Origin of the sequence: Flavobacterium pisciphilum (genome assembly GCF_020905345.1) — a bacterium.
GTDB classification, from domain to species: domain Bacteria; phylum Bacteroidota; class Bacteroidia; order Flavobacteriales; family Flavobacteriaceae; genus Flavobacterium; species Flavobacterium pisciphilum.
On sequence record NZ_JAJJMO010000001.1, the window covers coordinates 485,806 to 510,253 of the forward strand.

The following is a 24,448-nucleotide window of genomic DNA, read 5'->3' on the forward strand; positions in this document are numbered from 1 at the left end:
ATTTTAAACTAAGAAACATTTTTGACAACTTAATTTATACAAGCTATATAGAGCAGCTCTCTATAATTAGCATAGAATTTTATTGCCTTTTTTTTGAGGGCAAAACAAATCACATCAACTAATGAAAGCAAACGTAATCATATTCTTTTTTTTGATAGTACTTGTAGTTTCAAAGACAACTGCTCAAAACAAATCGGTCACAATCTCGGGAATGATAAAGGACAAGAATTTAAAAACATCTATTGCCTATGTCAATATCACGTTAAAATCATCCAAGAATCAGACATTTGTTGCTGGAGTAGTTAGTAATGAAGAAGGACGTTTTACATTTTCAAATATTAACTCTGGAAATTATATACTAGAGATTAGTTTCATAGGGTATAAAACCAAAACACAAGCCTTATTTGTTGGAACATTATCAGACTATCTCGATTTATCGACCCTAGAACTTGAAGAGGATATTAATGCTCTAAATGAGGTAATAATAAATGCGTCTAAAGCAGACGAGGTAAGTTCTAAAATGGATAAAAAAGTCTTTTCTGTAGCCGATAATATTACCCAAAGTGGTGGATCAGTACTGCAATCTATGCAAAGCCTTCCAGGCGTTACAGTCCAAGACGGAAAAGTACAGTTGCGAGGTAACGATAAAGTAATGGTTCTTATTGATGGAAAACAAACTGCACTAACTGGTTTTGGTAACCAATCAGGATTGGACAATATTCCTGCATCAGCCATTGAAAAAATAGAAATCATAAACAATCCTTCTGCTAAATTTGATGCTAATGGCAATGCTGGTATTATTAATATTGTTTACAAAAAAAACAAACAAGAAGGCTTTAACGGAAAAGTAGGTATTGCCTCTGGATACGGCGCCTTGTGGCAACGTAAAACCAATTTACCTACAATACGCCCTCAATACGAAGTTACTCCTAAAATAAACCCTTCGCTTTCGCTTAATTACCGTAAGAATAAAATAAACACGTATTTACAAGCCGATTATTTATATACAGAAACGCTAAATAAAAACGAATTTGTTACCCGAACTTATGATGATGGCACAGTTGTAAACCAACAGACTAAAAGAAATCGTAACACTCATTTTACAACTATTAAAACTGGAATTGATTGGAATTATAATGAGCAGAATACATTTTCGTTTTCAGGTATGTTTGGAAGTGAAAAGATTATTGATAATGGAGATCAACCTTTCTTTAATCAAGACTACTCGCAACGTTTACGCCTATGGCAATTTTTAGAAGATGAATTAAAAACAACTGCAATGCTATCAGCATCTTACCAGCATAAATTCAAAGAAGCTGGACATAAACTAAATGCAGGAATTAATTATACCTATCATAGAGAAGATGAAAAATATTTCTTTGATAACATTATGCCCACTTTTACTGGTAAAGACTCTTTTAAACTACTTTCTGACGAAAAAGTAATTGATATAAATGTCGATTATATTCAGCCTTTAAAATACGGACGTTTTGAAACAGGATTAAAATTTAGAAATAGAGAAATTCCAACAAACATGCAGTTTTATCCAGGGATAAATTCTCCTTTAGATCCTGATGCAGGTGGCTGGGCTACTTACAAAGAAATTATTCCTGCATTGTATGGAAACTATATCTTTGAAAACAACAAAATCGAAGCCGAAGTTGGTCTGCGTGTAGAATATGTAAAATTGCAGTACGATGTAAACCCAGATCATCCTACATACAAAAGTGATGGTTATGACTATACACAGCCCTTCCCTAGTGTGCGATTTGGATACAAGATTAACGATACTAATAAATTAACTGCTTTTTATAACCGTAGAGTCGACAGACCAAGTGAAGTAGACATCCGAATTTTTCCAAAATATGATGATGCTGAAATTATAAAAGTGGGGAATCCTGCCCTTAAACCTCAATTTACTACTGCATTTGAGCTAGGGTATAAAGCAACTATTGGCAAAGGATATTTATTTACATCACTCTACCATCGTTTTGTAAACGGAACAATTAGCCGAATTGCTACAACTGCTCCGGGGAGTAATCTCATTTATGCTGTGTTCCAGAATGCAGGCAAAAGTTCTTCTACTGGTGTAGAAATGGTATATTCTAAAGAAGTTAATTCATGGTACTCTTTTAATCTAAATGGAAACGTATACCAGAATGAAATAGATGCATTTACCGTGACAAATTTATACCCTGTTCCAACGATCTACTTTGGCGAAAAACAACGAATTGTTTCTGGAAATGCAAAATGGAACAATACTTTTCAGTTTAATAAAACGGTTAGTGGGCAATTATCAGCAGTATACCTTGCTCCTGATGTTATTCCGCAGGGAAGAATAAACTCTCGTTTCTCAATAGATTTAGGGGCTAAAAAATCAATACAAAAAGGAAAAGGTGAAATTTTCCTTAATGCAACCGATATACTAAACACACTTGTAATTAAGAAAGAAATACAAGGTAATGGATTTAGCTACAACAGCAAAGATTACTACGAAACGCAAGTTGTCCGATTTGGGTACAGTTATAAATTTTAAAAAGTAACTATGAAAAAATTACCTAAAATTACGATTGCATTTTGGATTATTAAAATTTGTGCCACTACTTTAGGAGAAACTACTGGTGATTTAATGTCTATGACTCTAAATATAGGCTATGGTTGGAGTTCTATCATTCTTTTGCTTTTATTTATAATTGTTTTATCAGCACAATTAATTTCTAAAAAACATATTCCACCACTTTATTGGGCTGTTATATTAGCAACAAGTACAGCTGGAACTACCATGTCTGATTATATGGATCGTACTCTCGGTCTTGGCTATGCAAAGGGATCCATGCTATTAGTTATACTCTTAGCTTCAACTCTTTTTCTTTGGAAGAAAACAGAAAAGTCATTAAACATTACAACCATAAATAGTTTCCGAGGAGAAATATTCTACTGGACAGCAATCTTATTCTCGAATACTCTAGGAACTGCCTTAGGAGATTTTATCGCTACTAATACTGGACTAGGTTTTCTTGGTGGTGCTCTTTTAATAGCAAGTTTGCTCTTAATCATTGCTCTATCCTATTACTTTCTTACAGTCTCACATATTGTATTATTTTGGCTGGCTTTTATTCTCACACGCCCATTTGGCGCAACATTTGGTGATCTACTTACGAAACCAATTGAAAAAGGAGGTTTAAATTTAGGTACAATTGGCTCGTCGTTACTTTTATTTATTATTCTTTGTAGCTTAATATTTTTTTCTAATTTTAAAAACAAAAACACTGAAAAAGTTGCAGTTTGAAATCCAAAAAATTCTACTTAAAATTTAAAACTATTTTATTCATTAAAAATATTTAGATTGCAAACAGTATCTTTACAAACAAATTTTTAGAATAATGACATACATCCATTTTATAGTTAACCCGATTTCGGGAAATGGTAAACACAAAATTACAGACACATTTTTAAGAAATACTTTTCCAAGTTCTGAGTTTAAAATTGAAGTTGATAATACAAATCATAAAAAACACGCCATCGAACTAACGAAGGCTGCTGTTGCCAATAACCCTGACTACATTGTAGCTTGTGGAGGTGATGGTACTATAAATGAAGTTGCATCTTGTCTGATTGGTACTTCTATTAAACTAGGTATTATTCCTGTTGGATCCGGAAATGGTTTGGCTTCAAATTTAAATATCCCTAGAAACTTTGAAAAAGCAATCGAAATTATTCGAAAAGGAGCTGTATCTACCATTGATGTGGGTAAAATAAATGATCATTATTTCTTTAGCAATACCGGAATCGGGATTGATGCTTTAATCATAAAAAAATACGAACACTCAGGAAATCGTACGCTTATTGCTTATGTAAAAGCTTCTTTATCTTCTAGTTTAGAATTTAAAACTCGCAATACGTTATTGTCTTTTAATGATAAAAAGATAAATGCAAAACCATTCTTATTGTTCATTTCTAATTCAAATGAAATGGGGTATAATATGAGCTTAACGCCAAAAGCAAGTTTAAATGATGGTTGGTTGGATTTAATTATTGTTCCTAAATTATCATTTATCAAAAAAATGGCTTTGGGATATCATGTATTGCGCAATAGTGTTGAAAAATTTAGAAAAGCGGAGCATGCTCTAATACAAAATCTTGATATTGAAGTTCCTGATGCTACACAACTGGATGCTCAAATAGATGGTGAATCATATATTTTTGACACCAATAAAATCAACATATCAATTATTAAAAACGGACTTACAGTTATAACTGACTAACGAGATTCGTTTATTTATAAAACAGCATCCATTTTATGGATGCTGACTATTCAAATTAAGAGCAAATAGCTCTATTGTCACTTACCAAATTGAGACTAATAAAAATCACAATAATACCTCCATTCATCCGTCTTTGAGTTTTTAGCTAAAAAAATAATTCCATTATCTACAATATTCAAATTAGCTTTTTCATCCGAAGAAACTTGAATTAAAAACTCAAAATCATCACCAAAATAAATTCCAGATTGGCAAAATGTTGGGTACCCTCCTACCTTATGTCCAAAATTATTCTCTACCATATCATAATAATCTTCGATTACACCAGAATTTTCAAGTTCTAAGATTTCATCTTCAATTTCATCTGGTATTCCACAATCATCCCAAACAGGATAATCTTCCTCTATAATTTTTGGTTGTAATGGGAATGCTTTTATATGAGAATTCTCGTTTGTTAACTCTTTAACAATTAGCTCATCTGTTTTTTTATACGTTCTAATGAGCCAATTAGCACCATTTTCTGTTAGATCAAAAGGCAAATCGGCAGCTATAAAAATGGTTGCTACTTTTATGTCGGATAAAGCACTGGGTACAAAAGGAAGATCTTCAAAACAAAGCTGCATTAAGGGCAGCATTAAATTGCCTTTATCGTCTTTTGGAATTTCTTCATTTTCAGCATATAAATAAACACGTCCAATCCAACTTTCATTAACTGAATTTGTTGGTTTAAATCCTCCTGTAGTAAATGTCGTTGCTCTCTTAGCGAGTTGATTTTTTATTGATTTTGCGTCAGTCATATTTGTAAGAATAATAAATCAAATATACTCAAAAATTGATATACAGTATATACTTTACTATACTATTTCCTTTTATAAATAAATACTCTAAATATAAACGGAAACCTTAGTTCTGACAACTGCAACATTCTTTTTCTGGCTAATAGCAACATACGAGTAAAACCTAATTTATGAAGAAAATAGCTCCTAAAGTACTATATGTCATTAAACTAAAAAAGAACTGTTGCCAAAAATAAAAAAAAATTTAAGACCTAAAATTATCATAATTAACACCATTTTATATATTTGTAATCAGTCTAAATAAGGATAACGAATTAATTTTTCTATGAAAACAATAACCAAAACACTTAAAAACAATGTTTTAGCAAAAGTGTTTCTTGTGTTTCTTGCACTCTTTCTCTGCTCAGAAACAGCTTTTTCTCAATCTCATTTGGGAACAATTACAGGTAAAGTAATTTTAAAAGACGGAAATTCTGTACAAGGTGCTAGAGTGAAAATTTCTGAATTAAATAAAATAACAACAACTGATTCTGACGGGAAATATGAACTTAAAAACATTCCTTTTGGAAGTTATGTCGTTGATGTTCTTATGAACGGGTACGACTCTTCACCACTACCTGTATTGATAGATCAGAATACTACTTCTGTTAATCTTGATTTTGAACTTTCTTATACTTCTCAAAAGCTAGAAGAGGTAATTGTGAGTTCTGGTGGAAATAGATTTGCGAGGAAAGAAAGCGAAGAGGTTTCGAAAATGAACCTGCGAAATATGGAAAACCCACAAGTTTATACTATTGTAAGCAAGGAACTTATGAAAGAACAAGTTGTAACTGATTACAATAGCGCTTTTAAAAATGTCCCTGGTGCAGGTATCGCCGAGGTTAGAAACCAAGGAAGAACTACCAGTATTTCAAGAGGTTTTGCAACGCCTCAATTGGTAAGAAATGGTGTGGGAAGTTTTACTTATAATACAATTGACCCAGCAAACTTAGAGCGTATTGAAGTTATTAAAGGCCCATCGGCTACTTTGTTTGGTAGTACAATTTCTTCTTTTGGAGGTTTGTTTAACAGAGTAACAAAAAAGCCTTTTGATTTCTTCAAAGGTGAAGTTGCATATTCTACTGGTGACTGGGATTTAAATCGTTTTACTGCTGATATAAATACACCTATCAATGCTGAAAAAACGGCTCTTTTTAGAATAAATACTGCTTTACATAGTGAAAGAAGTTTTCAGGACGCAGGGTTTAATAAAAGCTTTTTTATCGCACCAAGTTTTTCTTATCAAGTAAATGAAAGATTGTCTTTACTTATTGATGCTGAATTTAGCGCTTCAAAAGGTACCTCACCTACTAGATTGACTCCGTACTCGGGCAAAGACGCTACAGCAAAAAGCATTACAGATTTAGGAATTCCGTATAAACTTTCATTTGCAAATAATACAGTTAATTATACAGGACAGCAATACAATATATTCGCGCAATTAAAATATAAAATATCTGATGCTTGGACTTCACAGACTATTGTCTCTCGTACAAAATCATCTTCTGAAGGATATACTGTAGCTTTAACGGCTATCAGCAACGAAACATTGAGACAAACTGTTACAAATCAAGATTACCCTTATTATGGAACTGATATTCAACAAAACTTTAATGGTGATTTCAAGATAGGTAAATTACGCAATAGAGTTGTTGCTGGTTTTGACTTTTATAGTCTTCGTGCAACCCGCAATGATGCATCGATAAACATGCCTGCGATAAACTTCAAAAAACCTGGTGATGCTTACAACAATTTTAATGCTGCCAAAATAGAACCACTATTTGCAACTGCTAAATACAACAATTTTGTATCTAATAACGAACGAACATATAGTGCATACGTTTCGGATGTATTGAATGTTACAGATAAATTAATTGTAATGGCTGGGGTAAGAGTTGACAGATATATTAACAAAGGTGTTTATTATCCTAGTCGTGATTCTATTGCAGGAAGCTATAATCAAACTGCATTTTCTCCTAGATTTGGAGCGGTTTATCAAATTATTAAAGATAAAGTATCTGTTTTTGGAAATTACATGAACGGTTTTAATAATGTTGGAGGATCAGACTTTAGCGGAAATACATTTAAACCCAACCAAGCAAATCAATTTGAAGGTGGTTTTAAATTTGACTTTAATAAAATCAGTGCTACTTTTAGCTATTATGATATTAGTGTGACAAATATTACTCGTGATGATCCTGATCACATAAATTTTCAGATTCAGGACGGAACACAACTTAGTAAAGGTTTTGAAGCCGAACTTATTGCAAATCCAATTCGCGGCTTAAATATCGTTGCAGGTTATACATATAATGATAGTAAGTATACTAAAGCAAATGCGACAATTGATGGATTGCGTCCTACGACTGCTGGCTCCCCAAGAACAGCAAATCTTTGGGCTAGTTACCGACTCGTTGAAGGTCCAGCATCTGGTCTTGGAATAGGATTTGGAGGGATTTACGGAAGTGAATATTACCAAACAAATACTACTGCCTTTAAATTTAGTATTCCATCTTATACCGTTTTAGATGCATCTGTATTTTATGACAGACCAAAATATAGATTGGGTTTAAAAGTTGATAATCTTACAAATGAAAAATATTGGTCGTACCGTTTAGCAGCGCAAAATCCTACAAGAATTACAGGTAATATTACATTGAAATTCTAGATGCTTCATCTAGTCATTTCTAATGATATTATTTACATTTGGATTTTATTATAAATTATGACCAAAAAGTTTAAAAAAGCAATAAGACAAATACATTTGTGGCTCGGTTTAGCATCGGGCCTCATTGTTTTTATAGTGAGTATAACCGGATTTCTTTATGTTTTTGAAAATGAAATCCGTGAGTTTTCACACAAAGAATACTTGCATGTACCAGCCATGCAAAAAGATTTTATAGGTCTTAAACCTATAATTGAGAATTACGAGCGTTTGGAGCCAAAGCAAAAAATAGCTGCTATAAAAATAATTAAGAATGAACCCAACGCAACGGTTCAAATTTCTACTAAGAAGAAAAAAACATATTATTTTAATCCTTATGACGGAACTTTAGTCAACCAAAAAGGAGCTGATTGGCTGAATATTGTTTTAGAAATCCATCGTACCCTCTTACTGGGAGAAGTTGGTGGACTCATTCAAGCTTGGTCGATAGTTATTTTTCTTATTATCTTAATAACTGGGCTTATATTATGGTTCCCAAATCAAGTACGCTTATTAAAGCAATCGCTAACAATAAAATGGAGTGGTTCTTTTAAAAGAGTTAATTTTGACTTACATCAAGTTTTAGGATTCTACGCATCCCTTTTTTTACTTATAATTGCTTTTTCGGGAATCTATTTTAAATTTGATACTCCCAAAGATATAGTAGGCTTAGTTACTGGATCTACTTTAAGAAAAGGGGATGAAGTATTGAATACCAAAAAAATTGATTCTACAACAATTCCTGTTCGTTACAGCCAAATATATGAAGATGTAAACTCCAAATATCCGGGTGCCACTTCAATATCATTTTCAATTAGAAAAACTGGAGAACTTAGATTAAGAATGATTTATCCAAATAAATGGGCAAGAAATCATAACATTATGTTCTATGATGGAAAAACAGGTCAATTATTACGAACTAAACTTTACAAAGACAATAATGCAGCTGATCTTTATGAAGCAAGCAATTATGATTTGCATACGGGCGAATTTTTTGGTCTTACTGGAAAAATAATTTGGAGTATTGTCAGTTTAATTGGTGCATCCTTAACCATAACTGGATTTATTATCTGGTGGAAAAAAGGAAAAAAATCCAAATCAAAAAAGGTAAAACCTAAAAAAGCCTTTAGATAACAAACCTTATAAAACGTCTTAAGTTATACATTAACTTAAGACGTTTTTCTATAATTAAAAATCGCAGCAGTATTCAATACAATTGCAAAGCAAACGATGATTCCTAAATGTTGCTTGATGTCATTAAAACCACTTCCCTTAATGATTACCATTCGCATAACATCGATAAAATAACTTACTGGGTTAAATCTTGAAACTGTTTTTGCCCAATCTGGCATACTGTCTATTGAGGTAAAAAGCCCGCCCATTAAAACAAATATCATAATAAAGAAAAACATGATTAGCATGGCTTGTTGCTGGGTTTCGCAAAAGGTGGAAACCAAAAGCCCAAATCCTAATATAGCAAGCAAATAAATCGTTACAAAGCCATATAAGACCAAGATACTACCCAACGGAACTATACCATAAAAAATCCAAGAAACGATTAGACCTAATCCGAAAACGATGTTTCCTAGAATCCAAAACGGAATTAATTTCCCTAAAATAAAATGATACTTTTTTATAGGGGAAACATTAATTTGCTCAATTGTTCCGCCTTCTTTTTCTTTAACAATATTTAAAGACGAAAGAAATCCTCCAACTAAGGTTACTAGCATTGCCAATACACCCGGAACCATATACAAGCGATAATTTAGATACGGATTATACCAATTTGAAGATGTTATTTCGATAACAGGTATTGGATTGAATTTACTGGATGTCGTGTTTTTTATTCTAATTTGATTATTAAATTTCTGAATAATAGCAGCAATATAGCCACCTCCTAACCCTGCTTTTGCTCCATTTACAGCATTTATGGCAATGAAAAGTTTTTGTTGATTTTCACGCAATAATTCCTGTTCAAAATTATGTGGGATTTCAAGAATAATATCTGCTTTGTCTTCTTCAACCAATTGTATCGCTTTGTTGTATGATTGTGAATAGCCCGTTAATCTAAAATAACCCGAAGAAACAACTTTGGTGATTAAGTCTCTCGAATAATCGGAGTGGTCATTATCTATCACTGCTAAATTGATATTCTTAACTTCATAGTTTGCAGCAAGTGGCAAAATAATAAGTTGCACTATAGGCATTGCAAGAATAATGGCTAGTATAGCGCGGTTTCTGAATATTTGCTTGAATTCTTTAATAAGTAAAAATCGTAATATTCTCATGACATACGTATTTTAAAGCTTTTTAGGCTAATAAATAATAAAACCAATGTTGTACCTAAAAGGATCAACGTTTCTTTCCATACATCCGAAAAACCTAGTCCTTCGATCATAATTCTTTTAACAATGATATAGTACCATTTTGCAGGAACAATATTCGAAAATAGTTGCAACGGTACTGGCATATTTTCTACAGGAAACATAAAGCCACTGAATAATAATGTAGGCAACAACATTCCCATGAGGGAAAGTAACATTGCGGTTTGCATAGAATCCGTTTTTACCGAAATAAATATTCCGAGTGTGAGGCAAGTAATGATAAACAAGATACTTTCGCCAAAAAGCAAAAATAAATTGCCTTTTATAGGCAACTCTAAAACAAAGAAACTCAACAATAAAATCGAAACTACATTTATAGTCGATAGTATTAAATACGGAACTGCTTTTGAAATGATTACTAGTAATGGTTTGAATGGTGAAACCAAGAGGATTTCCATCGTTCCCATTTCTTTTTCTTTTACAATAGAAATGGCAGTCATCATAACACAAATAAGCATCAAGACCAGAGCCATAACTCCGGGTACAAAGTTGGGAGCTCCTTTTAACTGTGGGTTATAAAGCATTTTTATTTCAGGCTGAATGCGATATGGGACTCCATTGAGTTCGTTCATTTGCATTTGGTAATCACTTATAATTGACGAAACGTAATTGGTGAGTGTGGTTGCCTGATTTGGGTCTGATGCATCAGCAATAACTTGAATTTGAACTTTATTCTGATGCAAAAGAGTGTTGTTGAAATTTTCAGGAAATACGATTGCCATCTTTATTTTTCCAGTTTTAAAAGCTGCTTCTAGCTGATTGCTTCCCTTTAAAACCTCATCAATTTCAAAATAACGACTGGCTTCAATTTTGTTAATTATTTTTTGAGAAGCTATATCTTTAGCATTATCTACAATTACAATTTTTGAGTTTTTAACCTCATTTGTTAAGGCAAAACCAAATATCAGAATCTGAACTATTGGCGTCCCGAAAAGAATAAATAATGTTTTCCTGTCACGCAGTACGTGCAAAAATTCCTTTTTTACAAATGTTAGAAACTGTTTCATTTATGTAGATTTTATTTTTTATAGGTCATAAATGGTATCACTTACTATCTTTTGATTTTTGTTTATAACAAAAGTATTCCTAATGGCGATTTCATTTATGTAGACTTTATTCTCCTCGTTTTGCTGCTCTTGCAAGATGATAAAACACCTCATCCATACTATCAACTCCGTATTGTTTTTTTAAGTTAGCAGGGCTATCCAATGCTTCTATTCTACCATCAACCATAATCGAAACGCGATTGCAATATTCGGCCTCATCCATATAATGTGTTGTGACAAAAATGGTAATTCCATTTCCTGATGCCTCATATATTAAATCCCAAAATTGCCTACGTGTCACGGGATCTACTCCTCCAGTTGGTTCATCTAGAAATACAATTTCTGGTTTGTGAATAATTGCTGTAGAGAATGCTAATTTTTGTTTCCATCCCAACGGGAGCGATCCAACTCTCTTATTTGCCTGATCTTCCATTCCTAATTGTGCTAAAAGAGCTTCGCTATTTTCTTTGATAGCCTTATTACTAAGACCATAAATCCCTGCAAAAAAAGTAATATTTTCTAATACCGTAAGATCGTCATACAAAGAGAACTTCTGACTCATATAACCGATGCTTTTCTTAATCTTTTCAGTTTGTTTGTACACATCAAATCCTGCAATATTGGCTTCGCCTGATGTTGGTTTAGACAAACCACACAACATTCTCATTGCAGTTGTTTTACCAGCTCCATTCGCCCCTAAAAACCCGAAAATCTCTCCTTTTTCTACTTCAAATGTAATCTTGTCAACGGCGATAAAATCACCAAATCGCTTTGTTAACCCTTTACAAATAATCACTTTATTTTCCATTAGCTCAGCAATTTTATAAAACTGTCTTCAATCGTTACATTCGCTTCTTTAATTTCAATTTCGTTCAGCCCTTTTTCTTTAAGATATTTTTCTAAACCTGCGCTATTGGGATTTCCATTAAACGAAAAATGAGCAAATTCACCAAATGCATAGCTTTCTTTCCTTTCTGGATATTCGGCTAAAAAAGGCAACAGTTTACGCATATCATTTGCCTTAATAGCAAATAAGGGATCCGGATAACTTTTTATGATGTTTTCAGGGGTATCCATCTGCAATATCTTACCATTCTGAATAAGAGCAATTCTATCACAAAGATTAGCTTCATCCATATAGGGTGTCGAAACAATAATGGTAATATCTTGTGCTTTTAAACGTTTTAGCATTTCCCAAAATTCCTTTCTAGAAACAGGGTCAACCCCAGTTGTTGGCTCATCCAGAAATAGCACATTTGGCTTATGAATTAATGCGCAACATAAAGCCAGCTTTTGTTTCATTCCGCCTGATAATTTGCCTGCTCTTCGATCTTTAAAAGGCTCAATCTGAATATAAATATCTTTGATTAAATCATAATTTTCTTGAATTGTTGTGCCAAATAATGTTGCAAAAAAATTAAGGTTTTCTTCAATCGTTAAATCCTGATACAATGAGAACTTTCCGGGCATATACCCTATCGTGCTCCTAATTTTCTTATAGTCTTTTACAACGTCTAATCCATCAATAGAGGCTTCACCGCTATCGGGTAGCAAAACTGTGGTTAGGATTCTAAAAATACTTGTTTTACCAGCCCCATCAGGTCCGATAAGACCAAAAAGTTCGCCTTTATCTACTGAAAAAGAAACACTATCGACTGCTATCTTTTTTTCCTTACCGTAGGTTTTCGTAATATCTTTTACAATAACAGCTCCCATACCTTAGAATTTTATTTCGCCGTACATTCCAATTTTAAGATAACCATCGTTCTTTACTCTTACTTTAACAGCATATACTAGATTGGCTCGTTCGTCTTTTGTTTGAATCGTTTTTGGTGTAAACTCAGCTTTATCGCTAATCCACTCTATAACTCCTTCGTGTTCTTTATACGTTTTGTCTGTAGCATCTACAAACACTTTTACTTTGTCATTCAACTTTACATTGGGTAATTGATCTCCCGTAATATATACTCTTAGCACAATGGTCGACAAATCGGCAATTTTATATAATGGCTTACCAACAGTTGCCATCTCTCCCATTTCAGCATATTTAGTAAGTACCGTTCCTGTAATTTTATTGACAATTTTAGACTTTAATAATTGGTCGTTTATCTGACTTACCTGTACTTTCAGTGTTTGGGTTTCATCATCAATTCCTGTTGTATTAATATCCAATTGTTTTTGCAATGCATTGATTTGTTTTTGCAAAACTGCTACTTTAGTGACAGCATCATCCAATTGTTTTCTTGTTGCAGCATCAGCTTTTACCAAATTTCGCATGCGCTGCTCGTCTATATTGGCTTGTTTTAATTGCTCTCTGTATACATCCAATTGCGAGTTAATATCTGGCTTCTTACTTTGGGTCGCTTTTATCTGAGCCAATAATTGTTCTCGCTTAAGCGAAAGCTGTATCGTATCGATATAACCGACTACCTGACCTTCTTTTAATGTATTCCCTTCTTCTACTTTTAATTCTTTGATTATCCCACTAGCTTCTGCAGGAATAATTGTTTCTACAGCTTCAAAAGTACCAGTTGCATCAAATTCATTTTTATTACCAGAGCATGATATCACTACTGCTGCTGTTATTATAAATATTACTTTTTTCATCTTAAGATTAGTTACCAGTTATTAATTTTTGTCTGTATTGTGCCAAGAGTAATTCTGTTTCGTGAATGATTTTATTCTGTTTTGCTTCGTTTTCATCATTTACATTTTTTAGATAATCATTAGTATTAATGACTCCGTTTTCAAGCTGTGCCAAAGATGCTTTTTTTACATTAGCACGCAAATTCACAATCTCCCCATCAGAAACAAGATATTCTTGTAGCTTGCTTATTTCAGCATTTTGCTGTTTTAAAGATTGTTTGGTATTAAAAAGAAAAGTCTCTTTATCCGCTTCGACTTCTAGCTTGTTGATATCAATAATTTCTTTTTGCTTTTTAGAGGTATATAAACCTGTCAATGACCAATTAAGTCTTAGTCCACCAACATAATACCATTCAAAACCTTCTTGCAAAAAATTCAGAGCTGGATTAGCAATACCGCCTTGTACAAAAAAGTTAAGCTTAGGTCTGTTTCCTGCATTAATAGACTCTTTATTAATCTCAATACTTTCATCTCTAAATTTAAAAAGGGCTAATTCTGGACGATTTATTTCTTGAATTGAAATAATAGTTTGTGGTGTTTCTAATTTTGTATCGCTACTTAGTTCTTGATTCATAAAAAGCCCCAACATATCAAGATAAGCTTTTTTATAACTGCGAATACTTATTGCCTGCTGATCGGCTTTTAGATACTCCGCTTTAAGCAAATCAAGACTACTTCTGTAGGCCGTTCCGTTTTTAAGCTGTGCTTCTACAGTTTTCATTCCGATAGAAATATCATTTTTAAGCAAAGCATTTTGTGCCAATTGCTCTTCATATATTAAAATCCCAAAATAAATATCTGTCACCCTTTGTTTCACTGCATATAAATCTACAGCTAGTTGTTGTTGCTGGACTTTACTTTGTGATGTTACAATTTCTTTTTGTTGTTTGATATTACCGCCATCATATATAACCTGATTAACTTCCCCATACGCTTTATATTGATCTTTATTTAAAGTTGGAACATCAATACCAGGTAAACTAATTGGTAGTTTCGTAACATCCGATTGATAGGTAGCTTGTGCATTAATATCAATTTTTGGATAATATCCTTTTGCAATATTGCCAATCGTAAACGCGCTGCTTTTAGCAATGAGCTCTCTCTTTTTAGACAGCGGATAATTTTCTTCTGCTGATGCATAACAATCCTGAAGTTTTAACAACTTAGAATCTTGCTGTGCATAAAAATAAAGTACAGGAAAAAGAACCAGTATAATTACAAATAACCTTTTCATATTCAATTTTTTATTATTTAATTTTAAATTTTAATATCTTGAAATTTAAACTATAAAATAGCTAGGCTTCAATCATTACTTTAAACCAATTTACAATCAAAACTTTTCTTTCTTCTACGAATGAATTTAATTCTGTAGCGCTCATAGCCCCTACCGATTCGAAAATTGGTCTGATTATAAAAGGAAAAATCGACATGGATAAAACATTTACAATAAAATGTAAAGGATGTATGTCCGGTCTCTTTTCCATAAGCTGTTTTACAAAAAAAGATTCATTTATTAATTTCCCTGCTTGTATTCTGTTCTCAAAAAGCGCTGGGTTATTCCGTATTTCACTAAACACGAATAATGGCAAGCCGGGATTTTGACTTAACATTGTGATATAAGCTTCAGCTAATAATGCTACTTTTTCTACCAAAGTTGTTTTTTGATCATTAACAACTGGTACAATTACACCAAATAACTCACTAAGTTTTTCAACCATTACTAGCTCAAAAAGTTTCTCTTTACTTCTGAAATAATAGTTCAACAAAGCCAAATTAATACCAGCTACTTCAGCAATATCACGAGTGCGTGTAGCTGAATATCCTTTTTGAGTAAATACTATTCTAGCTGCTTCTTTAATTTTTTCCTCAGTACTTGCGTCTTTATTTTTTGCTGCCATAACTATCTAATAATCTTTAGCAAAGTTAAAATTTATTCTTAATTAAACAAAAGATTTAATCATTTGATTAAAATTAAAACAAAAAAAATCTTCAATGCATATTTTGATTATATTTGAAAGCTAAATCGATTTAAAAAACCACTATTATCTCATCACAATATGGATCTAAAACTTTTTGTTCCTCAAAGTAAATTGTTGAAAAATTATATCGATTATTTTTACATTCTCAAAAAGTCCCCTGATTCAGAAAACATAAGCTACTTTACTTTTCCTTATGTTAATACAATAGTATCTATTAATCAATATCCAGAATTCATATTCGAAGAAAACAGGCTAACGGTTAAAAAAAACACTAACAATCCAATTCTTGCTACATTATTATGTGGGTATACAAAGCCTATCGAAGTTAATATTCCAGACTACATCCATGAAATAACTATTAGTTTTAAACCTCTTGGAGTAAATGCTTTTTTAGAAAATAATCTGAATTTTTATAACGACAAATCGTTTACTTACTTTAACCCCTTTAGTGATTTTACAGCATCCATGACAGAAATCATGAATACTGCTCTGGGTGAAGAAAAAATAAAAAAATTAGAGCAATACCTTATCAGTAAATTCAATGGATTTAGCCACCCATTTTTAGGTTCTATCTTAACAGACATGCAGCATACAGAAGGCAATTACACAATTAAAGACCTTGCTGATAAATACAAAATAAGCCGCAAGACATTATGCAAGCATTTTGAGATACATATTGGAAAAACACCATCTGAACTTCGAAAAATTATTAGGTTCCGTCAAACGATGCATCAACAAATGAATATTAGCACAAAGAATAACCTTTCTGACGTTACTTATCAGCTTGATTTTTTTGACCAATCCCATCTTATCAAAGATTTTAAATCTATAACTGGTTTTACTCCTAAAAATTTCTTTAAAAAAATAACCTCGCATGAAGATGGAAACATCAATTGGCTGTATATATAATTACCCTAGGGTTACATTTTTACAATTTTAAATAACTTCAACTAGATATTTTTGTTAGATAATTCTCATCTTTTATAATCACAATCAGTATGCTTGTATCATTAATAACATATTTGTTTAGAATTGTCTTAAATCTGATTTAAACCAAACAAAATTATTTAAATCAGACTATTTCCAAAAATATAAATACAAATTTAACTCCATAATAGACCAGAAAACCAGTAGATTGAAAAATGCAAAAATAGAACCGCGCTATTTTTGCATTGTTATTTTCAAAATTGGAATCCTCTAAAACATCATTGCAAATCCAAATCCGATTTGTTTACCATTATAAAAAGGAGTTATTACCGAGGAAACATTTTTTTCTCTCTCTCCAAAGATTTTCTTAGTAACGTAAGGACTTACCCAATAAGCGATTTTTGTACTCATTATTCCTATCCCTGCTCCTGCTGCAACATCAGTAAGCCAGTGTCTGTCATTAACCATTCTAAATACTCCTGTTCCTGTAGCAACAGCATAACCTGCAATACCATACCAGATGGACTTATCCTTATACTCTTGATACAAAAATTCAGCTCCAGCAAAAGCTGTTGCAGTATGTCCTGAAGGAAACGAATTTTTTGAACTCCCATCTGGTCTTTCGATCTTTGTAATAGATTTAAGTCCCAATATTGTAGCTGTCATAATTACATAAGACGTACCCAATATTATGGTTCTGTCTTTTAAATTATTCTTCCCTTCAATCCCTAATCCATTCAGAGCATAAACAGTAGCTGCAGGGGCATATTGCGAAAAATCGTCAATAGTTATCCTTTTATCTATATCCTCTTTTACCTCATCATGAATTTGAGAATTGAAACCTTTTAAATAATCACTTTCAAGACCTATAAGCCCATAGCCAATTAAAACACCCGGAATAATAAGCTGTTTGTAATTAAACTTCAAATTCTGTACTGTATCATTTTTTACAGTTACTGTATCTTGCACAGTATTTTGAGCATTAATACTCATAATGCTCAACAATGAAAACAGGATGATTTTTTTCATTTTGTTTTTTAAAATTAAAGATTAATAAGACATGAATTGATAAATAAACATGCGTCAATTTTTTAAGAATGATTTCCTACCAAATGACATTTATAACAATGCAGGTCTAAGTAATCCCAAACCCCATTATCAGTTATTATTTTTGAAATTTCATTTTTTTGAGCACTAGTCTTAGAGACATCAAATGCCAGAATCAATAAAAGAAAGATGTTTTTCATTTTTAATTGTATTTAATGAATAAAAAAACATTTAACTAATTCTGTGGTATTCTACTATTTTGAACAACCATATTTTACCTAAATATACTACAAATTTCATATCCAATTTTGAATAAATTCTGTATTTTGAATAATCTCTACTTTTTTATTAAATAGAAATTATTAACTTGTGTTTTACTGATTGAAATTTCCTAGTCGGACTTTCACTTAAATACTAATAAAACTAATTTTCAATACATTGAAACTGATTCCATTTTTAAATACAGAAACTAACAGAACGGCTTATAAATGCAATTGCTGTGATAAGATATATAATGATCTTCCGCTTTGCTTTGGCTCTGATTATCCTGAATATTATTTTTCTGTTCCTCCCGAAGAGAGAGAGCAAAGAATTGAATTGGAAGAAAGTTTATGCGTTATTGATAACAAATATTTTTTTCATCGTGGTCGATTGACGATTCCAATTATTAATCACCATGAAGATTTTGCATTTGATATTTGGACATCTATAAGTCCAGAGAATTTTGAAATCAGAATAAATTTGTGGGAAGATGAAGATCGTACCAAACAAGAACCGTATTTTGGTTGGTTACAAACTATGGTTCCAAATTATGGTGAAACACTAAGCCTAAAAACAATTGCAATCGAACAAGGAATTGGTTTTATTCCTGAAATAAAATGCATAGAAGAAAATCACCAACTTACTATCGATCAAGAAAACGGAATAACCTATGAAAAAGCAATAGAAATGGTTGAAAATATATTGAGAGATTCCCATAAATTATAATAAACTGAGGTAAATCTTAATTAAAAAAAATGAAAAGAATCCTTTTATTTCTAATATTCCTACTCTTTGTATCATGCAATGAATCTGAACTAAAAAGACAACGGATTAAATCAGGATTCATTAATAAACTAGAAATACAGAGTTTAGAAAAGAATTAGAACTCAAAAGCACATTCACAAATTGTAAATCATTTAATTAATCAAAAATATTTTTAAGGTGATTCTATAAAACAACAATGTCTAAACTAGCTCCATGAAAACAAGCCATTCATTTTGTATTGTAATTATTCTATTCTCCTTTCTGTTTACTTCTTGTATAGAGAAGAATTCCGATGACCCAAATGAAGTATATCAATTATGGTCAGGGCGCGAACCCGAAAAGGATGTGAAGATTCTTAAAGGGCAATATTGGCAATCTGCTCATTTTACACTAGAGTATAAAATGTATATACAACTATATGCAACTGAGAAATGGTTAAAAGAATTCATCAAAATAAATAACTTAAAAGTTCACACCTCAGAAATCGATTTACCAGAAGACGCTCCTTCTTGGTTCCGACCAAAAATAGGTTTAAAAGCATTTTCATCTCCCGAAAATAATCAAGGTTCAATTTATTTTATAGATTTGAAAACGGGATATTTACTTTTTCATGAAATTCAATTATAAGAAGTAACCTCATAATCTTTCTTACCAAAAATACCCTATCTTTGAAAAATATGGCAAACAAACGAACCTATTCCCAAAAAATGCGACTTGTCGTGATACTACTTACAGTAGTGTTTGCGCTTGCTCCGTGTTCGGTTAAGAGTTCTTTGTTTTCTGTTTTTGATATCGAGTACTTCCAGACCCTTAATAAGAACCAAACAGCACAAACTGGAACTTCTTATTGCGAAGTACAAGAATCTAACGTTAATCAATCAGAAAATAGTGTTACAAAACTCAAGAAACAAATTCCTGTTTTACCTGTTTCTGTCCCTCAAAATCAAATCTTATTAGCAACTGCATTACATAATCCCCATATTAATGTAAATGTATCAGCTGTAAATAAACCTCCTTTGTATATTTTATATAAACGATTAAAATCCGATTTGGCATAATCAAGAGCTATCGCGCATTTTATTTACCCAAGTTTAAAAAAATTAAAATATACACTCATGAAAAATATTCATACGAATCAGCCCTATACAGTGGCTGGTCTTTTTACGCTTTCTATTAGGCTAGTTATTGGTTGGACTTACTTTTCGGCTTTCTGGAGAAGGCTTGTTCTTGAAAACAAATTAATTCAGGATGAAGCTGGATATATTGGCGAAAAATTCAATCATTTCCTTCCGAATGCCTTAGGAATTAAACCTATAATCGAATATTTAGTTACCAATCCCGAAGCACTTTGGTGGTCAATGGTAAGCTTTACTATTATCGAAGCTATTGTAGGTTTACTCATTATGCTGGGCTTCTTTACTCGATTAATGAGCATCGGAATATTTAGTTTAGCCATGGGGATTTTATTAGGCTCTGGTTGGATTGGAACTACTTGCTTGGACGAATGGCAAATTGGTGTCTTAGGAATTGCTTGTGGATTTACGCTCTTCTTAAGCGGAAGCGGTTCTTATTCGTTGGACAATTACTTCATGAATAAAAATTATGTTTTCACTAAAACAAAATGGTTCTCATGGCTCGGTTCAGGGCCTTTACATATTCCTAAACTTAAACCAATTGTTTTGGTTGGTTCATTACTGATATTGGCGCTTACATTATATACCAACCAATATTTTCATGGTGGTGTATTTGGAAAACTACATAACAAATCGGTAAAACCAAAAGTAGAAATCAGTGATGCAACTATAAAAAACAATTCTTTGCAATTTCAAATATATCGCACAGAAGGTGTAGATGTTTACGGTTCTTTTTTAATCGGAATCCAACTAAAGGATGAGCATGGAGCTATCGTTTTGGATTTAAAAGGAGCTGATTTGGCTAAGTTCCCAAAGACTGATATAAAAAACAAATATGTGACTAAAGTAAAACCGGGTAAGCATAGTTTAATCATTCCACTTGGAGCAAAAGCGATTCTGAATATTGATTTAACGAATCTACACCTGCAAGAAAACACCAATCACACTATAATCTTAACCGACATTAGTGGAACGGAATGGACAAGCACTGTTCTAAAATAAAGCATAAAATTTAGGCTTAACGAAATAGAAACTTATTTTTATTTGTATTTTCGTACAATAAGACATGCTTTTCTATTTCGTTAGGCTTATAAAACTAAAAAAAATTAAATAAATTCAAAATGGTAAAATTCGGTTATACAATATTATATGTTAGTGATGTAAACAAATCAATTTCATTTTATGAAAATGCATTTGGCTTTACAAGGAAATTCGTAACTCCAGAAAATGATTATGGAGAACTTAGTACAGGAGAAACTACAATTGCGTTTGCATCAAAAGAACTAGCAAATTCAAACTTAAAAGATGGCTTCATAGAAAGCGATTTAACCAACAAACCTTTCGCTACAGAATTGGGTTTTATAACTGATAATGTAGATGAAGTAATTGCAAAAGCTAAAGAAGTTGGTGCAACCATTTTACAAGAAGCAAAACAAAAACCTTGGGGACAAACTGTTGCTTATATCAGAGATATAGACGGTTTTTTAATTGAGGTTTGTACACCAATGGGAATTTAAAAAGAAAGGGCAAAATCAGAGATATTTGCCCTTTCTTCATCATATATCGATTAGAAAATTACTTTTTTATTAAATCATATTCCTCTTTCTTAATTAAATTATTCTTAACCATTTTAGCCAACCACTCTTCTGCCAATTTCCTTGAAGCACTATCCATTTTAACCAAACTAAGAGTTGAGTAATTACCATAATCATAACTTATATTGGACTTTCTGCATAATGCTTGAAGATAGTCGAAATAAGCTTTTTCATATTGAAATTTTTCAGCCATAATTTTCGCATAGAACATTACACTATCTGTACTTACCGGCTCGACTGTTTCCATCATATTATAAAAAAGTTCATCATACGAATCTCGATCTCCTTTTTCGCGAATTCTATAAATCAAAGTATCTTCGTTGGTAGTAAGTTCATTCATCGTAATGACTTCCTCAGGATTAACTTCAACCGTATCATTGGCTATGTTATTATTGGGAGTATGTATATTCTCTTTACATGAAAACAAGGAAAAAAGAAGTAAAATATATGCCATTTTTGATTTCATAATTTTCAAAATTAATGAGTGTTCAGTTTCAGTATTCGGTCTCAGTATTCAGTTTCAAGTTTCAAGTTTAACTGCGATTGTAAACTGTAAAGCGTACACTGCGGCTATAAACTGCAAACTAAATCATCAAATTTAAATAGTATTTGTATTATAAAATAGAATATATTCGCTCTACTTAAAAAACCAACCAAAGATAAACAAAACTACAGATGGAAGAATTAAGACCTAACGGTCAAAGAGCAAAAAACGCAATCTTGTTAATATGGATTGTTTTAGCAATTAATGTTGTTTCATTAGTTTCAAATCTACTTCAATACAATTTACTACATACGGTTGGCAATGGAGGTTTTATAACGCCAGATGAAGCAAATGCAAATGACAGTACACAACAAATTATTGCTATCATTTTTCTTATTGTTTATATCATTTCAGCAGTAACTTTTATACAATGGTTCAGACGGGCTTATTATAATCTTCATTTAAAAGTTGGCCATTACTTATCTCATAATGAAGGTTGGGCTGCTGGAGGCTGGTTTGTTCCAATAGTATGCCTTTATAGACCTATACAAATAATGAGAGAACTATACGATGACACTGCTCTTTATTTATCAGGTAAAGGAATAAAAACAGATAAAAATCTCACAAATAAAGCATTGACTCCATGGTGGACACTTTGGATTGTTAGTAGCATAATGGGACAATTTATTTATAGATATGATGCAGTTGCAACATCTATTGATGAATTAATTAATAGTACAATTGCAAATATTATAATGGATATTATTGGAATACCACTTGCCTTAATTACTATAAAAATCATCAAAGATTATTCTCAAGTTGAGCCTTTATTAATTGAAACCAAAGAGAATGAAGAAGAGCCTCAACCGGCAGAACTTTTAGTGGAATCAAACTAAAGATTATTTTTTAACCACTAATGAGAAAATCCTAATGAAACACTTACTAGAATTATAAAAATTACAATTAGAGTAATTACTACATACAGATAATCTTTCTCTAGTAAAAAAGAAAATAACGACAACAATACGCGTAACACAGGTGTGAGAAAAAGAAGTATCACACCAAAAAATATAATTGATTCTCCATTTCCTTGAAGGACTCCGTTATAAATTGCTGTTATTACTTCAAAGATGTTTCTGTCATTTTCCTTAAATACCGAATAATCTTCAATATCGCCACCGTGATTCATCAGATAAATGATGCCTCCAATAAAAGCTACAGATAATGAAATCCATACTCCGTAGCGCAATAAGTTTCCTATAATAGTTTGAAAATCTTTTTCTCCAAATTTTTCGTGTATCATACCCTTAGATTTTTCCATTAAGTCCATTATAGATCATGTTTATTGCAAGTACAAAAATAAGACAGGCAAAAAAGATACGAAGCTTTTTAGGATTTGTTTTTACTAATAACTTAGCACCAGCCATGGCACCAAATAATACACCTATAACTACTGGCATACATATTCCTGGTTCAATATACCCTTTCTGGATATAAATCACAGAACTAGCCATTGCTGTAACTCCCATCATAAAATTACTAGTTGTGGTAGATACCTTAAACGGAATTCTCATAATATTGTCCATTGCAATTACCTTAAAGGCTCCAGAACCTATTCCTAGTAATCCCGACATCATCCCAGCAATTCCCATCATACTAAATCCACCAACAACATTTTTTGTTCCATAACTTACTACTTCCCCATCATGTGTGGGATAGGTTCCTTGTAAATGTAGCTTCTTTGCCAATGGACTTGACTCTAAAACAATGTGCTCTTCCTTTTTTCGCAATGAATTAATAGCTGAGAAAATTAATGTAAGTCCGAATAAAACAGCAATAAAAGAGGTTGGTGCAATTGTAGAAAGTAATGCGCCACCAACAGCACCAATAGTAGTTGCTATCTCAAGGAAAATTCCCAAACGCATATTGGTAATTCCCTCTCTTACATACGCTGCAGCGGAACCTGATGAAGTTGCAATAACCGATACTAAAGCCGCTCCAATAGCATAATGGATATCGACTCCCAAAACAACTGTTAATAAAGGTATAATGATTATTCCGCCTCCTAACCCTGATAATGAACCTATAAAACCTGCTAAAAAAGCACCAAAAAGCATAATCAGAGTAAATGTAAGTACTGTCATTCGAATGTATTTATATCGCCACTAATTTACGAATTGATATTAATTATTAGAGAATTCTGTTTCATAACAAAATATTAAAAAAACCTCATCGTGATTATAACCTTAAATTTTAATAGTACATTCCCGCAATTAAGTAGTATTTTTGATAATCCTTATAAAATAATTTGTGCTGATTACGTCAAAAATAAACGTTGATTGCTAATAAAAACGCAGATGATACCGATTTTCCGAAGAG

25 protein-coding genes are annotated in these 24,448 nt (G+C 32.1%); 12 read left to right on the plus strand and 13 right to left on the minus strand.

Features of this window, described 5'->3' with window-relative positions; genetic code table 11:
• The first annotated feature begins 121 nt into the window (after nt 1-121).
• The 3 genes from LNQ49_RS02050 (at nt 122) to LNQ49_RS02060 (ending at nt 4,265) form a co-directional block, all read left to right on the plus strand.
• Nucleotides 122-2,536 carry a TonB-dependent receptor gene (locus tag LNQ49_RS02050; protein WP_229987121.1) on the plus strand — a complete coding sequence of 805 codons (2,415 nt, stop codon included), beginning with the start codon at nt 122-124 and terminating at the stop codon, nt 2,534-2,536.
• 9 nt (nt 2,537-2,545) lie between these two features.
• Nucleotides 2,546-3,289 carry a COG4705 family protein gene (locus LNQ49_RS02055; protein WP_229987122.1) on the plus strand — a complete coding sequence of 248 codons (744 nt, stop codon included), beginning with the start codon at nt 2,546-2,548 and terminating at the stop codon, nt 3,287-3,289.
• A gap of 94 nt (nt 3,290-3,383) precedes the next feature.
• Nucleotides 3,384-4,265 (plus strand): diacylglycerol/lipid kinase family protein, encoded by an 882-nt coding sequence (locus tag LNQ49_RS02060; protein WP_229987123.1) that lies wholly within the window; start codon nt 3,384-3,386, stop codon nt 4,263-4,265.
• Between the two features lie 95 nt (nt 4,266-4,360).
• Here LNQ49_RS02060 and LNQ49_RS02065 read toward each other — a convergent pair whose 3' ends face one another.
• On the minus strand, nt 4,361-5,059 hold the full coding sequence (locus tag LNQ49_RS02065; RefSeq protein ID WP_229987124.1) for a DUF1963 domain-containing protein: 699 nt from the start codon (nt 5,057-5,059) through the stop codon (nt 4,361-4,363).
• Between the two features lie 325 nt (nt 5,060-5,384).
• Between LNQ49_RS02065 and LNQ49_RS02070 the strand changes: the two genes are divergently transcribed.
• Both LNQ49_RS02070 and LNQ49_RS02075 read left to right on the plus strand, forming a co-directional pair.
• On the plus strand, nt 5,385-7,766 hold the full coding sequence (locus LNQ49_RS02070) for a TonB-dependent receptor (RefSeq protein ID WP_229987125.1): 2,382 nt from the start codon (nt 5,385-5,387) through the stop codon (nt 7,764-7,766).
• Between the two features lie 57 nt (nt 7,767-7,823).
• Nucleotides 7,824-8,936: a PepSY-associated TM helix domain-containing protein gene (locus tag LNQ49_RS02075; RefSeq protein ID WP_229987126.1), complete on the plus strand. Its 1,113-nt coding sequence runs from the start codon at nt 7,824-7,826 to the stop codon at nt 8,934-8,936.
• 35 nt (nt 8,937-8,971) lie between these two features.
• Here the strand turns inward: LNQ49_RS02075 and LNQ49_RS02080 are convergent, their stop codons facing one another.
• The 7 genes from LNQ49_RS02080 to LNQ49_RS02110 all read right to left on the minus strand — a co-directional run bounded on the left by LNQ49_RS02080 (nt 8,972) and on the right by LNQ49_RS02110 (nt 15,776).
• Nucleotides 8,972-10,090, minus strand: coding sequence for an ABC transporter permease (locus tag LNQ49_RS02080; RefSeq protein WP_229987127.1), 1,119 nt, complete (start codon nt 10,088-10,090; stop codon nt 8,972-8,974).
• Complete coding sequence (locus tag LNQ49_RS02085; protein WP_229987128.1) at nt 10,087-11,193, minus strand: ABC transporter permease; 1,107 nt, start codon at nt 11,191-11,193, stop codon at nt 10,087-10,089. The genes LNQ49_RS02080 and LNQ49_RS02085 overlap by 4 nt, the downstream gene beginning before the upstream one ends.
• A 106-nt stretch (nt 11,194-11,299) precedes the next feature.
• Entirely contained in the window at nt 11,300-12,040 is a 741-nt protein-coding gene (locus LNQ49_RS02090) for an ABC transporter ATP-binding protein (protein ID WP_229987129.1), read from the minus strand.
• Nucleotides 12,040-12,948: an ABC transporter ATP-binding protein gene (locus LNQ49_RS02095; RefSeq protein WP_229987130.1), complete on the minus strand. Its 909-nt coding sequence runs from the start codon at nt 12,946-12,948 to the stop codon at nt 12,040-12,042. The genes LNQ49_RS02090 and LNQ49_RS02095 overlap by 1 nt, the downstream gene beginning before the upstream one ends.
• 3 nt (nt 12,949-12,951) lie before the next feature.
• Complete coding sequence (locus LNQ49_RS02100; RefSeq protein WP_229987131.1) at nt 12,952-13,839, minus strand: HlyD family secretion protein; 888 nt, start codon at nt 13,837-13,839, stop codon at nt 12,952-12,954.
• A 7-nt stretch (nt 13,840-13,846) separates the two neighbouring features.
• Nucleotides 13,847-15,112 (minus strand): TolC family protein, encoded by a 1,266-nt coding sequence (locus LNQ49_RS02105; protein WP_229987132.1) that lies wholly within the window; start codon nt 15,110-15,112, stop codon nt 13,847-13,849.
• Nucleotides 15,113-15,173: 61 nt separating this feature from the next.
• Entirely contained in the window at nt 15,174-15,776 is a 603-nt protein-coding gene (locus LNQ49_RS02110) for a TetR/AcrR family transcriptional regulator (protein ID WP_229987133.1), read from the minus strand.
• A gap of 159 nt (nt 15,777-15,935) precedes the next feature.
• Here LNQ49_RS02110 and LNQ49_RS02115 point away from each other — a divergent pair, with 159 nt between their 5' ends.
• A complete protein-coding gene (locus tag LNQ49_RS02115; protein WP_229987134.1) occupies nt 15,936-16,766 on the plus strand; it encodes a helix-turn-helix domain-containing protein in 831 nt (276 codons plus the stop codon).
• A 288-nt stretch (nt 16,767-17,054) separates the two neighbouring features.
• On the opposite strand, the gene LNQ49_RS02120 is transcribed toward LNQ49_RS02115, so the two are convergent.
• Both LNQ49_RS02120 and LNQ49_RS02125 read right to left on the minus strand, forming a co-directional pair.
• Entirely contained in the window at nt 17,055-17,813 is a 759-nt protein-coding gene (locus LNQ49_RS02120; protein ID WP_229987135.1) for a phosphatase PAP2 family protein, read from the minus strand.
• A 62-nt stretch (nt 17,814-17,875) separates the two neighbouring features.
• Nucleotides 17,876-18,031, minus strand: coding sequence for a hypothetical protein (locus LNQ49_RS02125; RefSeq protein WP_229987136.1), 156 nt, complete (start codon nt 18,029-18,031; stop codon nt 17,876-17,878).
• A gap of 238 nt (nt 18,032-18,269) precedes the next feature.
• Between LNQ49_RS02125 and LNQ49_RS02130 the strand changes: the two genes are divergently transcribed.
• The 5 genes from LNQ49_RS02130 to LNQ49_RS02150 all read left to right on the plus strand — a co-directional run bounded on the left by LNQ49_RS02130 (nt 18,270) and on the right by LNQ49_RS02150 (nt 21,507).
• On the plus strand, nt 18,270-18,818 hold the full coding sequence (locus tag LNQ49_RS02130; RefSeq protein WP_229987137.1) for a DUF2199 domain-containing protein: 549 nt from the start codon (nt 18,270-18,272) through the stop codon (nt 18,816-18,818).
• A 252-nt stretch (nt 18,819-19,070) separates the two neighbouring features.
• On the plus strand, nt 19,071-19,484 hold the full coding sequence (locus tag LNQ49_RS02135) for a hypothetical protein (RefSeq protein ID WP_229987138.1): 414 nt from the start codon (nt 19,071-19,073) through the stop codon (nt 19,482-19,484).
• Between the two features lie 50 nt (nt 19,485-19,534).
• Entirely contained in the window at nt 19,535-19,915 is a 381-nt protein-coding gene (locus LNQ49_RS02140) for a hypothetical protein (protein ID WP_229987139.1), read from the plus strand.
• Nucleotides 19,916-19,972: 57 nt separating this feature from the next.
• Nucleotides 19,973-20,992 carry a TQO small subunit DoxD gene (locus LNQ49_RS02145; protein ID WP_229987140.1) on the plus strand — a complete coding sequence of 340 codons (1,020 nt, stop codon included), beginning with the start codon at nt 19,973-19,975 and terminating at the stop codon, nt 20,990-20,992.
• 119 nt (nt 20,993-21,111) lie between these two features.
• Nucleotides 21,112-21,507 carry a VOC family protein gene (locus tag LNQ49_RS02150; protein ID WP_229987141.1) on the plus strand — a complete coding sequence of 132 codons (396 nt, stop codon included), beginning with the start codon at nt 21,112-21,114 and terminating at the stop codon, nt 21,505-21,507.
• 58 nt (nt 21,508-21,565) lie between these two features.
• Here LNQ49_RS02150 and LNQ49_RS02155 read toward each other — a convergent pair whose 3' ends face one another.
• Nucleotides 21,566-22,039, minus strand: coding sequence for a hypothetical protein (locus LNQ49_RS02155; protein ID WP_229987142.1), 474 nt, complete (start codon nt 22,037-22,039; stop codon nt 21,566-21,568).
• A 221-nt stretch (nt 22,040-22,260) separates the two neighbouring features.
• Here LNQ49_RS02155 and LNQ49_RS02160 point away from each other — a divergent pair, with 221 nt between their 5' ends.
• Nucleotides 22,261-22,965 (plus strand): DUF4328 domain-containing protein, encoded by a 705-nt coding sequence (locus LNQ49_RS02160; protein ID WP_229987143.1) that lies wholly within the window; start codon nt 22,261-22,263, stop codon nt 22,963-22,965.
• Between the two features lie 17 nt (nt 22,966-22,982).
• Here LNQ49_RS02160 and LNQ49_RS02165 read toward each other — a convergent pair whose 3' ends face one another.
• Nucleotides 22,983-23,372, minus strand: a complete 390-nt coding sequence (locus tag LNQ49_RS02165) for a DUF1634 domain-containing protein (protein WP_229987144.1) — start codon at nt 23,370-23,372, stop codon at nt 22,983-22,985.
• 4 nt (nt 23,373-23,376) lie between these two features.
• Nucleotides 23,377-24,213, minus strand: coding sequence for a sulfite exporter TauE/SafE family protein (locus LNQ49_RS02170; RefSeq protein ID WP_229987145.1), 837 nt, complete (start codon nt 24,211-24,213; stop codon nt 23,377-23,379).
• Nucleotides 24,214-24,448 lie beyond the last annotated feature (235 nt).

What these genes read in the sequence shown, in the direction of transcription:
- LNQ49_RS02050 (WP_229987121.1), top strand. Translation starts at nt 122, where the DNA reads ATGAAAGCAAACGTAATCATATTCTTTTTTTTGATAGTACTTGTAGTT.
- LNQ49_RS02055 (WP_229987122.1), top strand. Translation starts at nt 2,546, where the DNA reads ATGAAAAAATTACCTAAAATTACGATTGCATTTTGGATTATTAAAATT.
- LNQ49_RS02060 (WP_229987123.1), top strand. Translation starts at nt 3,384, where the DNA reads ATGACATACATCCATTTTATAGTTAACCCGATTTCGGGAAATGGTAAA.
- LNQ49_RS02065 (WP_229987124.1), bottom strand. Translation starts at nt 5,059, where the DNA reads ATGACTGACGCAAAATCAATAAAAAATCAACTCGCTAAGAGAGCAACG.
- LNQ49_RS02070 (WP_229987125.1), top strand. Translation starts at nt 5,385, where the DNA reads ATGAAAACAATAACCAAAACACTTAAAAACAATGTTTTAGCAAAAGTG.
- LNQ49_RS02075 (WP_229987126.1), top strand. Translation starts at nt 7,824, where the DNA reads ATGACCAAAAAGTTTAAAAAAGCAATAAGACAAATACATTTGTGGCTC.
- LNQ49_RS02080 (WP_229987127.1), bottom strand. Translation starts at nt 10,090, where the DNA reads ATGAGAATATTACGATTTTTACTTATTAAAGAATTCAAGCAAATATTC.
- LNQ49_RS02085 (WP_229987128.1), bottom strand. Translation starts at nt 11,193, where the DNA reads ATGAAACAGTTTCTAACATTTGTAAAAAAGGAATTTTTGCACGTACTG.
- LNQ49_RS02090 (WP_229987129.1), bottom strand. Translation starts at nt 12,040, where the DNA reads ATGGAAAATAAAGTGATTATTTGTAAAGGGTTAACAAAGCGATTTGGT.
- LNQ49_RS02095 (WP_229987130.1), bottom strand. Translation starts at nt 12,948, where the DNA reads ATGGGAGCTGTTATTGTAAAAGATATTACGAAAACCTACGGTAAGGAA.
- LNQ49_RS02100 (WP_229987131.1), bottom strand. Translation starts at nt 13,839, where the DNA reads ATGAAAAAAGTAATATTTATAATAACAGCAGCAGTAGTGATATCATGC.
- LNQ49_RS02105 (WP_229987132.1), bottom strand. Translation starts at nt 15,112, where the DNA reads ATGAAAAGGTTATTTGTAATTATACTGGTTCTTTTTCCTGTACTTTAT.
- LNQ49_RS02110 (WP_229987133.1), bottom strand. Translation starts at nt 15,776, where the DNA reads ATGGCAGCAAAAAATAAAGACGCAAGTACTGAGGAAAAAATTAAAGAA.
- LNQ49_RS02115 (WP_229987134.1), top strand. Translation starts at nt 15,936, where the DNA reads ATGGATCTAAAACTTTTTGTTCCTCAAAGTAAATTGTTGAAAAATTAT.
- LNQ49_RS02120 (WP_229987135.1), bottom strand. Translation starts at nt 17,813, where the DNA reads ATGAAAAAAATCATCCTGTTTTCATTGTTGAGCATTATGAGTATTAAT.
- LNQ49_RS02125 (WP_229987136.1), bottom strand. Translation starts at nt 18,031, where the DNA reads ATGAAAAACATCTTTCTTTTATTGATTCTGGCATTTGATGTCTCTAAG.
- LNQ49_RS02135 (WP_229987138.1), top strand. Translation starts at nt 19,071, where the DNA reads ATGAAAACAAGCCATTCATTTTGTATTGTAATTATTCTATTCTCCTTT.
- LNQ49_RS02140 (WP_229987139.1), top strand. Translation starts at nt 19,535, where the DNA reads ATGGCAAACAAACGAACCTATTCCCAAAAAATGCGACTTGTCGTGATA.
- LNQ49_RS02145 (WP_229987140.1), top strand. Translation starts at nt 19,973, where the DNA reads ATGAAAAATATTCATACGAATCAGCCCTATACAGTGGCTGGTCTTTTT.
- LNQ49_RS02150 (WP_229987141.1), top strand. Translation starts at nt 21,112, where the DNA reads ATGGTAAAATTCGGTTATACAATATTATATGTTAGTGATGTAAACAAA.
- LNQ49_RS02155 (WP_229987142.1), bottom strand. Translation starts at nt 22,039, where the DNA reads ATGGCATATATTTTACTTCTTTTTTCCTTGTTTTCATGTAAAGAGAAT.
- LNQ49_RS02160 (WP_229987143.1), top strand. Translation starts at nt 22,261, where the DNA reads ATGGAAGAATTAAGACCTAACGGTCAAAGAGCAAAAAACGCAATCTTG.
- LNQ49_RS02165 (WP_229987144.1), bottom strand. Translation starts at nt 23,372, where the DNA reads ATGATACACGAAAAATTTGGAGAAAAAGATTTTCAAACTATTATAGGA.
- LNQ49_RS02170 (WP_229987145.1), bottom strand. Translation starts at nt 24,213, where the DNA reads ATGACAGTACTTACATTTACTCTGATTATGCTTTTTGGTGCTTTTTTA.